The sequence below is a fragment of the Winogradskyella sp. HaHa_3_26 genome (assembly GCF_019278425.1).
Classification (GTDB): Bacteria; Bacteroidota; Bacteroidia; order Flavobacteriales; family Flavobacteriaceae; genus Winogradskyella; species Winogradskyella undariae.
This window is the reverse complement of record NZ_CP058981.1, coordinates 209,884-223,092: the sequence shown is the minus strand read 5'-3', so window position 1 is coordinate 223,092 and position 13,209 is coordinate 209,884. Positions and strand designations below refer to the sequence as shown.

The window sequence follows — 13,209 nt, the reverse complement described above, 5'->3', positions numbered from 1 at the left end:
CACTTATAATTTTAAATATTTAAAACTAAAATGAAAATAGGAATAGTTTGTTACCCAACATTTGGAGGCAGTGGAGTTGTAGCTACAGAATTAGGTTTAGAACTTTCAAAACGTGGTCACGAGATTCATTTTATAACTTACAGTCAACCTGTAAGATTAGAATTGTTGAGTAATAATGTTCATTTTCATGAAGTTCATGTTCCTGAATATCCACTTTTCTTATATCAACCTTATGAGCTAGCATTGTCTAGTAAATTAGTGGATATGGTAAAGTTATATGGTATAGAGTTATTACATGTACACTATGCGATTCCTCATGCTTATGCCGCTTATATGGCACAGCAAATGTTAAAGGATGAAGGGATTTTTGTACCTATTGTAACTACATTACACGGTACGGATATCACCCTAGTAGGGAGTCATCCATTTTATAAACCTGCAGTAACATTTAGTATTAATAAATCTAATGCGGTAACTTCTGTTTCAGAAAGTTTAAAGAAGGATACTCAAAGATTATTCGACATTAAAAGGGAAATATCTGTTGTGCCTAATTTTATTGATCTCGAAAAGCACGAACATAAATTTACAGATTGTCAACGTGGTATGATGGCAGATGATGATGAGCGTATTGTAACACATATTAGTAATTTTAGAGAGGTAAAACGTATACCAGACGTTATAAAGATCTTTTATAATATTCAAAAAGAACTACCCGCAAAACTAATGATGGTAGGTGAAGGGCCAGAAAAAGAAGCAGCAGAACATTTAGTTGAAGAATTAGGAATTAGTGATCGTGTTATTTTCTTAGGAAATAGTAATGAAATAGATCGTATTTTATGTTTTAGTGATCTGTTTTTATTACCATCACAAACAGAAAGTTTTGGTCTGGCAGCACTTGAAGCTATGGCAAGTAGTGTTCCTGTTATTTCTACTAATTCAGGAGGGTTACCAGAAGTTAATGAAGATGGTTTTTCTGGGTATTTAAGTGATGTTAATGCCATTAAAGATATGTCTGTTAACGCTGTTAAAATCTTATCTGATATTAAAACATTAGAAAAATTTAAGGCGAATGCTAAAGTGCAATCTCAGAAATTCGATTTAAGAAATATTGTACCGATGTATGAGAAAATTTATGAAGAAACACTAAAAGAATTTTTAGTAACAGAATAAAATAGTTATTCATTTTCTTATCTAATTTTGAAAGTGATTAAACACAAAAAAGTCTTCCAAATTGGAAGACTTTTTTGTGTTTAAATAATATGATTTCTACCACATTTCACTTACTTCTTGCTTTATATAAGCCAAAGCAGCACTACTCGGAGCAGGGTTTTCCATTAGGTGAGTTAAAACAACTTCTCTAAGCTTATTCGCACTATCTGTTGTTTCTTTCATAGCGGCTTTTCTAATTAATTGAATTGTTGCATTTTTTGCAGCCAATGTAATAGACCAACATTGATCACTTACATAAATTTGTTGCGATATATTATGTTCTAATTCTTGTTCTATAGTTGCAATTAATAAACTTTCGTAATCTGTTTTATTAGAAGACGTAGGGTTAACTCTTGTTAAAAGTTTTGAAGGTGAAATTCGTTCTAAAAAAAGTGATAAACGCTCGTAAGCTTGTAAGCGTAAAGGGAAGCTTTCCTTTTGTAAATCTTTTTTCAATAAAAAATGTCTTCGTTTGTTTTCATTCTCTACATGTTCTCTAAAGAAATAATATGCAATTGCACCAACGATAGCAGCAGGTGCTATATTAAAAAGTAGTTCGATAATCTTATCAATATCCATGGCATAAATTTAGAATACAAACTTAAAACCTTTCAATCTATTGTACAAACAAAACCGTTAATTGAATGAGTGTTGTTTTTGGTTGAATGAAACTGCATCAAAATCTAATGGCTATATGTTAATTCTGCCTATTGGCTTAATTTTATAATACTATAAATTAGTGAGGGGAATAATCGTCAGTGGTTAGATTGTCAACTATACCACTGGCGATTTTCATTAAAATCTTAAATTAATTTCTTCTTAAATAGAATTTCAATTTATCTAGAAGTACATCATAAAATTTATAGTTCCTTTAGCTGATAAAAACATTACAAATAATATAGGTAATAATGTTAATGCACAAATTCATATCACATTTACGCAAGTAATTATATGTAACTAATACAAGTTGTAAATAAAAAAGCATTTATAGAGGTAACAATTTTATGAGTTATTTGATATAAGGGTGAGTATCGGTTTTCAAAGTGTAAAACTGATTTATAAAAATAGAATATTTCTTAAAATCAAATTTTAAACCTAAACGAATATGAAATTAAATTTTAAATTATTTGTATTGCTTTTTATGGCAATGACAATGTTTAACTGTGAAACAGATGATTCTGGAGATTATGGATCGTTACAAGGAGTTAACCAAGAATTTGAATTTGGTGCTGTAATCCAAAAAGACTTTATAGGAACTGTAGTTGACGAGTCTAACATAGCTCTTAGTAATGCTACAGTAACTATAGGAGTAAAAACAGCACAAACGGATGCTAATGGTGTCTTTGTAATAGAAGGTGCAGATGTGCAAGAGAAGTTTGCCTATATACAAGTGACTAAAGCAGGTTACTTAAATGGTATGAAATCAGTAGTGCCAACAGAAGGTGGTAATTCTGTTGTTATTATGCTTTTAACAGAGACGGTACAAGCATTACCCGCAAATAATGAAATATTAATGCCTAACGGAACCAAAGTAACTTTTAACGGTGGTTTTGAAGATGCTTCAGGAAATTTATATTCAGGTTCTGTTCATTATTCTATTAATCATATAGATCCTTCAAGTCCTACAATAGCCAAGGAAATGCCAGGAATGTTATTAGGGAAAACGACTTCAGATGAATTTGAAGTCTTAGAAACCTACGGAATGCTTCATGTAAGTTTAACAGATGCTTCTGGTAATGCCTTACAACTAGCAACAGGAAGTACAGCTGAAATTAGAATGCCAATTCCAATAGAATTAACAGAAGCACCAGCTACAATACCTTTGTGGAGTTTTGATGAAGGTGCTGGTTATTGGGTAGAAGAAGGGTTTGCAACAAAAACAGGAAACGAATATGTTGGTACCGTAGCTCATTTCTCATGGTGGAATTGTGATGCTAACTTTCCAACGACTGAATTTTGTTTAAATGTTGAAGATGATAATGGAAATCCGTTAGCAAATGTACAAGTTGACTTAAGTTTCGGTATTAACCCTTTCCCTGTAGTAGGTGTTTCAAGTTCAGAAGGTCAAATTTGTGGGTTAATTCCTGTAGGTGAAACGATAACCTTAGTTGCTTATGATTACTGTGGTAATGAAATCTATACCAATTATATTAGTTCTAGTTTTACTGGCTCAAGTCAAACTATTGTAATTTCAGCAGGTAGTGCTCAACCAACAGTTATTACAGGTAACTTTTTGGATTGTGATTATAATCCTATTACAGAAGGCTATGTACAATTAAATTACGGAGCTCTTACAAGCTATACTGTAATCGAAAATGGGACTTTTGAAATTAGTACCTTAATCTGTAATTCAGATACTAGTATTTCTATAGAAGGGATTGATTACTTAACGACACAATCTACAGGAGAAATTCCATTTACATTAGCACAGCCAATTACTGATTTAGGAACAGTTATTTCTTGTAATGCGGTTGATGAATTTTTTACTTACCAAGTAGATGATGAAACACCTATAACATCCATAAACGTAATGGGGTATAGTGATACAGAAGGAGGGTTTAATATTAACGCAGTATCTGGAGCAGGAGAATTACATTTTAGTATTGATACTACAGTATTAGGGACGTATACTTTGGCTGATTTTGATGCCTTCTTGTACATCGCAGATATCAATTTAGATACAGATATAACTACAACATCAAATTTTCAATTTGTAATAACAGGTTACGATGCTATTGGAGGCTACATTAGTGTTACTTTTTCTGGTGATTATGTAGATGATGCAGGTGTAACACATTCAATTTCTGGAACCATACATTCTAGGAGAGATTCTTAAAGCATAGAAAATTCAAAAATTAATTTAATCAAAACTCAAATTATTATGAAATCAATTTTAAAAACAATTTTATTACTAGCCATTACACTTACTCTATTTAACTGTGATAATGATGATGGTAATGCTCCAAACATAAGTGTTTGTAATTATGAAGGACTTACAGCAGACATACAAGGGACACTAACTTTAATACCTGAATCGGACTTAGTTACAGATTATTTTCCAGATAATGATGGGCCAGGTATTCCTGCTGTTGAGGTATATCACTCGGTCAATCCAGGAAGTACATTTGTAGTAACAAGAGCACTTACGGTGGGGGCTGTAGATTCAAATCCACAAATAGTAATCAATGGTACAAATCATTCAGGTGTGGTAACTTGTCAAAGAGCGGGAAGTGCAGTAGGAGATGAGCTTCGATTAGACATTGTACTAGCCTCAGGTGAAGAGGTAGAATTATGTGTTGTAATTGATTATGTAGCCCCTTAAAAAGCAAATTATGAAATCATTAATAAACAACGTATTGATGTCGGTTATAGTATTGACTTTTTTTAGCTGCGATAATAACGATGATGCGACGTCAGCAGCTTCAACAGATGGATTTACAATAAATTCAACATTTCACGAAACGGTAAATGCTTATATATCTATTGATCAATCAGACAATAATGCAGATGGTTATCCTGATCACTATAATTTTATGTTTACAGATGGTAGAATCACGGATTCTTTTGGAGATGTAGGTGTCGGTTATGAATATGCTTATTCAGTTGATAGTACTTCAAAATTAGCATTAATAAAAGTTTTAGTAACTGATAATACTAATTTAGGTACTGGATTTATTTCAGCAGGAAACACTTATATAGGTTCTAGTATAAGTACTGGTACTCCTAATTTTTCAGCAGATTCTTTAATAGCTTATGATGGGGTCGTTTCAGCTTCCTTTGGAACAGAAAATGGAATTGAATATAGCAACCTTCCTGAAACCAGTGGGGTTTGGTATTATGTAGGAACTGTAGGTCCTACGGTGATAATAAATGCTATAAATATTGATTACAATACGCCTGCTAACAGCACTATCGATATTGATTATACTTTTTTAGCCTCAGATAGTACATCAATTACAGGGCATTATGAAGGTACTTTAGGTATCATATTAGATTAAATATTAATCTTTGAAGGCGTATTTTTCTAAAGACTAATTAATTCAAACATAAAATAAAAGACATGAAAATAATTAAAAAGTTAAGCATAATTGCTATAATTTGTTTGGGGTTGGTTTCGTGTGATAATGATGACGATAATGCAACTAATATTGCTGAGTGTAATTATAAGGGATTTTCTTATTATGACGCTAATATTGATGATCAGCTTATATTAGCAGAATCAGAATTAAATACGCAGTATTTTCCAAATGATAGTAACGGACCTTATGGTGCGTCAGGCATAGAAATAGCTTCTTTTACAAGTTCTCCTACTATATTTTTTACAACAAATGTGCTAATCGAAAATGAAACAGGTATAGGTTGGATTTCTGTAAATGGAAATCCAGATCAATTGGTAACTGTAACCTGCCAACGTACAGGGAGTGCTGTGGGTGATGAAATGAGATATGACGTTACCTATGGCAGTATAGAAGTTGAATTTTGCGTTGTAATAGATGAAGTTTTATAATAGTAAAAACTATAGAATGTATTTCTTACTGAAAAAGAACTAAAAACTAAATTTACGGCTATATTTAACCATAGTATTCGTAATAAATTAAGATCGCCAATTATATTGAAACAAAACAAACTCCATATCACAATCTATTTCATTTTGATATGGAGTTTATCATTTGCGCAACAATATACCAACTACTCAACTAAAGACGATTTACCTAGTAATCACGTCTATACTATTATGCAAGATGCTAAAGGCTTTATGTGGTTTTTAACAGATAAGGGAATGGTTAGGTATAATGGAAAAACATTTAAAACTTTTACAACCAAACAAGGTTTACCTAATAATGATGTATGGGATGCGTTTCCTACACCAGATGGTAAAATTTGGTACATGTCTAAATCCGCACGTTTAGGATATATAGAAAATGATAGTGTTTATTCTTTTCCGAGTAAAAATAGGGAAGAGACTTTAAATCCTATATACACTATTCAGTTGAATAATAATGTTTATCCTGGTGGGCCAAAAAATGTTTATCATTTAAAAGACAATGTTTGGCACAGTTATAAAAACACGCCTAAAGCCAATAAACATGAAGATTATACCAAAGTTTTTAATGACAAAGTAGCTTACTTAGGTGTAAGTTTTGAAGATGAAAGTCTGACTGTTTATGATAAAAAAAATAATCTATTAAGCAAGAGCTCTACTAAACATATTATCAATCAAAATAGTACTAAAGGTCAGATAGGTGATAGCTTATTTTTTTGGGTATCTGAAAAATCATACAGCTTTTTAAATCTAAAAACATTCGTTTTAAAAAGTTTTAAATTCAAAGATGAAGTTGGTATAGAAACACTAAAATATCCTAGAATTAATTTAGTAGGAAATTCAATTCAAATCAGTGGAGACCGTTTTGTTGCGACATTAAATAAAGATCTTCATATTATAAATCCTTTTATTTTTCCTTTAGAATTGAATGTACATTTTGGCTATATAGATAAGCAGAATACCATATGGCTATCTACATTTACAAATGGTGTTTATAAATTACCGCGTATAAAACAAAATATAGCTTATCGTTTCAATAATGAGAAAATTCAAGATTTAAAATTTATTAAAAGTCATCTGATTGCTAGTGTATACAATAAGGGATTCTTTAAATACAATGAGATTAATAAAGTTTTTCAATCTTATATAGTGTCTAACGACTATAATTTTGGATCTGTGTATATAGATAGCCTCAAACGTACTTTCTTCTTAAAGAAGTCTGGTTTAATCTCTGAAAGTAACGGAAAAAGAGATATTATAAACTTTACCACAAGCGGAAAACAATCGTTGTATATTAACTCTTTTGTAAAGAAACTTACATTTTTTAACTCTAACTTATATGGGATTTATTCTTTCGGGATTTTTAAAATAGATTCTAAAACCTTTAATATTAAAAAAGATATTATTCTTAAAGGCTCTAATGACTTTTTAGTTTTTAAGTCACGTTTAATTATAGCAACTAATAATGGTTTAAAAGAATTAGAAGATGATACCATTAAAAAAGTAGATTTTAAAAATAAAAATTTCAATAAACCTATTTTAAGTATAAAACCACTTTCACAGACCGAAATATTAATTAATACCGATGGTTATGGAAGTTATATTTCAGATTTAAAAACAAATACAGCTTTAGATAACTCAGAGTTTTTAATTGTTCAAGATGCATTTATAAATGAAGATAATATTTGGTTAGCTACTAATTCAGGTATTTTACGTTATCGTAAAATCAATGATAAGTATAAACTTATAAGGTATTACGATGTCAATGATGGTTTGCCAAATAATAATGTTAACACAGTTTATGCTACAGAAAAAGACTTAATTATTGGTACTAATAACGGATTAGCCATTATACCTATAAATCAGACAAGAAAAGATTTGTTAATTGATGTTTTTATAAATGAAGCAACCTATAATCAGCAGCAGATATCTAAAAGTAATTCCGTGTTTGATTATGTGAATAATAATACAATACAATTTAAATTTGAAAGTATTGATTTTTCTGAAGATAAGTTAAAGAATGCGGATTATTTATATAAGCTAGAACCATTGCAAACCAATTGGGAGAATACAGCAATTAACACCGTAAACTTTAATAATCTTAAACCAGGTGATTACACGTTTAATATTCACAATAAATCAATTTCTAAAAAAATAAGATTTAAAATAGAAGCCTTGTGGTGGCAAACCTTGTGGTTTAAAATCATAATTGTTGGAGTAAGTGTATTTGTTGTTGCGTTAATTTCAAGATTTTTTGTGAAGCGTTCTCAGTTTAAAAAGAATAAAAAGGTATTTGAAGATAAACGACTAATTGAATTACAGTTAAAAGCCTTACGCTCTCAAATGAATCCACATTTTGTGTTTAATTCTCTAGCAGCTATTCAATTTTATATTAATGAAAATGATTTTGAAGCATCAGAAAGGTATTTGGTGAAATTCTCTAAACTAATAAGACAATTTTTCGAACTCTCTAAAGAAAACGAAATCTCATTAGCTTCAGAAATAAGCTTGCTTCAAAGTTATTTAGAAATAGAAAAACTACGTTTTAAGGAGAAATTGAATTTTGAAATTAATGTAGATAAAAATCTTTATATAGAAGATCTGAAAATTCCAACGATGACACTGCAACCTATTATTGAAAATGCTATAAACCATGGAATATTCAATAAAGAAGACAACGGAATAGTTACCGTTAATTTTAAAAAAGGAGAAGGAGATATTGTAATTGTTGAAATTATAGATGATGGTGTTGGATTTGTAAATACTAAAAAAGGTCATCGAAAAGGAGTGAAATCATCTAGTGTTTTAAAAGATAGACTTCATTTTTTAAATAACTCTAAAAAATGGAATATTTCATATACAGAAGAAGAATTACATCCAGAGCAATACGAAAAAGGGAATAAATCCACATTTATAATGCAAAAACTATGATAGAAGAATTAACAGCTATAATCGTTGACGATGAAATATCGAATATCAAAGGTTTGCAGAAAAAGCTTAAAAACTTATTTCCAAATATAACTATTGTTGGCAGTTACCAAAAACCAGAAGCCGCTATTGTGGCTATAAAAGAGTTGAAGCCACAATTGGTGTTTTTAGATATACAAATGCCTAGAATTAATGGTTTTGAGTTGTTAAAAGCTGTCGATGTGATCGATTTTCAGGTCATATTTGTAACAGCTTACAGCGAATATGCGATACAAGCATTTAAGCAAAATGCGATTGATTATATTCTAAAGCCGATTGACAACATAGAATTAAAGTTGGCCGTTGAGAAAGCGATTAAAAGCGTGGAAGCTCAAGAGAATGTAGAACTGAATTCAAAGTTGTTAAAGTTAATTTCAACTACAGTTACAGAAAATAATAAGCTGATTGTTCCTACCGTTAAGGGCTTATCCTTTATTCCTCAAGATGAAGTTTTACATATTGAAGGCTATGAAGGTTATACTAAAATCCATTTAGAAGATAATTCTACTTTAATGAGTTCTTACAACTTAGGGAAGTTTGAAAAAGTGGTGTCCTCTAATTTTTTTAAATGCCATAAATCGCATATTGTAAACCTCAATAAGGTGAGACATTTTGAAAACGAAGGGTATTTGGTATTAGAAAATAAACAACGTATTCCAATTTCTAGAGCTAATAAAAAAGCGTTTCTAGAGCTATTTAATTAAGTAGACTTACGAGTAAAATAAGATAGAAGCGCAATGCAATTTCAAGCCATTAGCAATTAAAATTTTAATTTAATTTAAAAAATAGGGTAACAAATCGAAGCTTGTTTTGATATAAGGGTGATAATAAATTAACAACACTCTTAACTCAAAACAATATGAAAACAAGACAAGCAATTTCTAAAATTTCACTAGCATTAGTTCTAGTGTTTAGCGTTCTATTTACATCCTGTGAAAAAGAGGAAGGTTTCAACGATACATCTTCTGGCAGTGACCATAATGACATAGGTGCTATAGATCAAGGCGCAAGTATTCAAAGGGACTTTATAGGTAAAATAATAGATGAATCTTCTATGCCTTTAAGTGATGTAAGCGTCGTAATAGGAAGCAAGATAGCGACAACGGACGCCAATGGTATTTTTATGATTAAAAATGCTTCTGTTAATGAAAGACAAGCTTATGTAACGGCAGAAAAAGCAGGTTTTATTACAGGCTTAAAAACCTTAGTGCCTACAGAGGGTATAAGTAATGTGCGTATTATGCTTGTTGCTAAAAACCTAACAGGTTCTGTGTCTTCAGGAATAAATAGTGAAGTGTCTCTAGGTAACGGTGCTAAAGTAAAGCTCGATGGTGCTTTTAAAGATGAAGATGGAAATGCGTACTCTGGCAATGTTGATGTGTATATGTATCATTTAGACCCTGCGCATGCTAATGTATATGATGTAATGCCTGGAAATTTACAAGCTATAAACAATGACGATGATGAGCAATTACTAGAAACGTATGGTATGTTAAACGTGGAATTAAAAGGTGATTCTGGTCAGAAATTAAACATAGCAGACGGTCATTTGGCTGAAATACATATGCCATTAGATCCTGCACAAAGTGGAGTAGCACCTTCAACAATTCCATTATGGCATTTTGATGAGGTCAATGGGTATTGGGTAGAAGATGGTGAAGCTCATTTAATAGGAGGGGTATATATTGGTGAGGTATCTCATTTTTCGTGGTGGAATTGTGATGCTCCTTTTCCAGCGGTATCGTTTTGTTTAAATGTTGTAGATGATAATAATATGCCAATCTCTAATGTAAAAGTAACATTAGAAAGAGCAGGTGAAATCTATCCTAGATATGGGTTCTCAAATGCAAATGGTGAAATCTGTGGGTTAATTCCTGCAAACGAAACCATAACGTTAATGGCTTATGATCAGTGTGGAGCAGTCGTATTTTCAACACTTATAGGACCATTTTCTACAGATACTAATTATGGTGATATTGTGCTTTCAGGGGCTATAACCGAAACAATATCAGGTAATTTAGTGAATTGTAGTAACGCTAATGTTACAGATGGTTATGTAAATTTAACTTACGGAAATCAAGATGCATCAGTTGAAGTTACTAATGGCGCTTTTGCAATGAATATTATTAAATGTGCTTCCATAAATACGTTTTCTTTAGAAGGAGTAGATTACGATGCGTTTCAATCAACAACCGTTTTACCTTTTAATTTAAGCACTCCTAACGTTGGTAGTATTATGGCTTGTAGTGCGGTTACTGAGTTTATATCTGTTCAAGTAAATAGTGATCCGGCAGAATATCATTTAATAAATATCTATGCGTATCAAGAAGGACCAGTAGGTGGCATGTTTGTAGTGTCTAGTCAATCCGAAGATGGTTCAATTGGAGTAGGTGGAACTTCAACCGCACCAGGTACCTATACAACTCCAGACTTTTGGTTACAATCGTCTATGTTAGATATGGATTATAATGCACTAGATACTCTGCAATTTACTATATCAAATTTTGGACCAATAGGAGGTTATGTCGATATGACTATAACAGGTACCTATACGGATACGAGTGGTGTCGTAAAAAACTTAGCAATCACTATTCATGTTCTATTAGATAGTTAATAGAAAAAGAAGAATACAACCTAAAGAGCCATTTCATATTTTGAAATGGCTTTTTATATTCTCAGTTTTAAAGTGACATAAATCGTCATTGTAATTCTGAATAAAATAATACATTTTAAAGGATAGCGACTTCGTTTTAGGTAATATCAAAAAGACTATCCTATTGCAAGAAAATAAGGAAAGTTGTCTTTAGTGTTTTTTTAACTGTATTTTTTTGGGTTAACATAAAATTGGTATTGGTTAATAGTTTTAAACGCGTTTTGGTAAATTGATCTACAATCTTTCAAGACGAGATAAAATGACAAAAACAAAATATAAAAAGGTTTTAATTGTAATAGCTATTATTGCGATTGTTACATTACTATTTTCATTTGTTGCAAATACTTTTGTTGAAAGTAAAATTGAATCTGCTCTTAATGATTTACCTAAATCGGTTAAAATTGATTATTCAGAAATAGATGTAGCGCTGTGGAGTGGTGATGTAGAAATACTAACGCCAAAAATTGTAATTACAGGAGAAACGACAAGTAAAACGATTCTTAATGCAACTCTAAAAACAATAGAAGTTAAAGATCTAAGTTATTGGGATTACCTTTTTAATGACGAAATTTCAGTAGAAGAGTTACATATTAATACGCTTGTTGCCAAATACCTTCATAATCCGGTTGTGAAAAACAACGATTATAAGAATGGGTTTTTAGAACAAATAAAACAAGTTATTAATGTTGAAAGCATAACGATTAATAACGCTGATCTATTAGTTTCAAATTATGAGACAGATGCTGTAATCTTAAGTATTCCTCAGTTAAATTTTGAAGTTGTAAATCTTGAAATAAACCCTGAAGCTTCAAAAACAAAGGATAAAATAACCTATGGTAATTTTAAGCTAAATACTAAAAGCCTAAAATGGGCTACCAATGCTTACGATGATATTTTAGTTGATGACATTCATTTTACTAATAAAAACGCAACTTTTAAAGGTTTTAAATTAAAAACGAAATATTCTAAATCAGAATACTCTTCTATTTTAAATAAAGAACGAGATCATTTTAATATTACAATAGCAGAGCTGAGGTTAAATGATTTAAATTTTGGTATTGATAATGACGAAAAGTTTTATTTCAATTCAGAAAAAGTACATCTAAAATCTCCTGCAGCAGAAATTTATAGAGATAAATTAGTTGCTGATGACACCTCAAGGAAATTATTATACGGAAGAATGATAAGGGAGCTAGATTTCAATTTAGGTTTAAAATCTATAGAAATAGAAAATGGTAAAATTTCATACTTAGAAAAAGTAAAAGTAGGTGAAGAGGCAGGCCGATTAGATTTTACAGAAATGAATGCTAAAATTTTAAATTTAGGAAACACATTCGGAGACAAAGAGACTACAATTGCTATCCAGACCAATTTCATGAAAAATTCATCTTTAAATGTCGATTGGAATTTTAAAGTATCTGATACCACAGATCAATTCATGTTTAAAGCAGATTTAGGAGTTTTTAATGCCACGCAATTGGCTCAGTTTACAAATCCGAATCTTAATGTAGATTTAACTGGGGAGTTAAATCAGACATATTTTACAATTAGTGGAGATCCAAACACATCTCGAATAGATTTAAAAATTAAATATGATGATTTTGAAGTTTTAATTTTGAAAAAAGATGGGAGAGAGAAGAATAATTTTTTATCAACTTTAGTTAATTTATTTGTTTCAAAAGATAGTGATGAAGATAAACAGAATTTTAGGTATGGTCAATCAGATCAAGTCAATCGGGATGTTACAAAATCTGTTTTTAATTTTATTTGGTTAAATGTTAAGGATGGTTTATTGTCTGCAATAGCAGGTGATGGAGAAATGAGAACTAAATAAGTT

At 30.8% G+C, this 13,209-nt stretch carries 10 protein-coding genes; 9 read left to right on the top strand and 1 reads right to left on the bottom strand.

Features of this window, described 5'->3' with window-relative positions; all coding sequences use genetic code 11:
- Window positions 1–30: 30 nt before the first annotated feature.
- The gene (bshA, locus tag H0I32_RS00980) at window positions 31–1,170 is read left to right on the top strand and encodes an N-acetyl-alpha-D-glucosaminyl L-malate synthase BshA (RefSeq protein ID WP_173589170.1); all 1,140 of its coding nucleotides are present in this window, start codon (window positions 31–33) and stop codon (window positions 1,168–1,170) included.
- 96 nt (window positions 1,171–1,266) lie between these two features.
- Here the strand turns inward: bshA and H0I32_RS00975 are convergent, their stop codons facing one another.
- A complete protein-coding gene (locus H0I32_RS00975) occupies window positions 1,267–1,788 on the bottom strand; it encodes a hypothetical protein (protein WP_173589169.1) in 522 nt (173 codons plus the stop codon).
- 526 nt (window positions 1,789–2,314) lie between these two features.
- On the opposite strand from H0I32_RS00975, the gene H0I32_RS00970 reads away from it, so the two are divergent.
- The 8 genes from H0I32_RS00970 to H0I32_RS00935 all read left to right on the top strand — a co-directional run bounded on the left by H0I32_RS00970 (window position 2,315) and on the right by H0I32_RS00935 (window position 13,206).
- A complete protein-coding gene (locus tag H0I32_RS00970) occupies window positions 2,315–4,045 on the top strand; it encodes a carboxypeptidase-like regulatory domain-containing protein (protein ID WP_179313011.1) in 1,731 nt (576 codons plus the stop codon).
- Window positions 4,046–4,090: 45 nt separating this feature from the next.
- A complete protein-coding gene (locus H0I32_RS00965) occupies window positions 4,091–4,531 on the top strand; it encodes a hypothetical protein (RefSeq protein WP_173589167.1) in 441 nt (146 codons plus the stop codon).
- A gap of 10 nt (window positions 4,532–4,541) precedes the next feature.
- Window positions 4,542–5,207 (top strand): hypothetical protein, encoded by a 666-nt coding sequence (locus tag H0I32_RS00960; RefSeq protein ID WP_179313012.1) that lies wholly within the window; start codon window positions 4,542–4,544, stop codon window positions 5,205–5,207.
- Window positions 5,208–5,269: 62 nt separating this feature from the next.
- Window positions 5,270–5,716: a hypothetical protein gene (locus H0I32_RS00955; protein ID WP_179313013.1), complete on the top strand. Its 447-nt coding sequence runs from the start codon at window positions 5,270–5,272 to the stop codon at window positions 5,714–5,716.
- A gap of 105 nt (window positions 5,717–5,821) precedes the next feature.
- Complete coding sequence (locus H0I32_RS00950) at window positions 5,822–8,683, top strand: histidine kinase (RefSeq protein WP_179313014.1); 2,862 nt, start codon at window positions 5,822–5,824, stop codon at window positions 8,681–8,683.
- A complete protein-coding gene (locus H0I32_RS00945; protein ID WP_217363306.1) occupies window positions 8,680–9,423 on the top strand; it encodes a LytR/AlgR family response regulator transcription factor in 744 nt (247 codons plus the stop codon). Before H0I32_RS00950 ends, H0I32_RS00945 begins: the two co-directional genes overlap by 4 nt.
- A gap of 155 nt (window positions 9,424–9,578) precedes the next feature.
- Window positions 9,579–11,333 (top strand): hypothetical protein, encoded by a 1,755-nt coding sequence (locus tag H0I32_RS00940; protein WP_179313015.1) that lies wholly within the window; start codon window positions 9,579–9,581, stop codon window positions 11,331–11,333.
- Between the two features lie 298 nt (window positions 11,334–11,631).
- Window positions 11,632–13,206, top strand: coding sequence for a hypothetical protein (locus tag H0I32_RS00935; RefSeq protein ID WP_179313016.1), 1,575 nt, complete (start codon window positions 11,632–11,634; stop codon window positions 13,204–13,206).
- Window positions 13,207–13,209 lie beyond the last annotated feature (3 nt).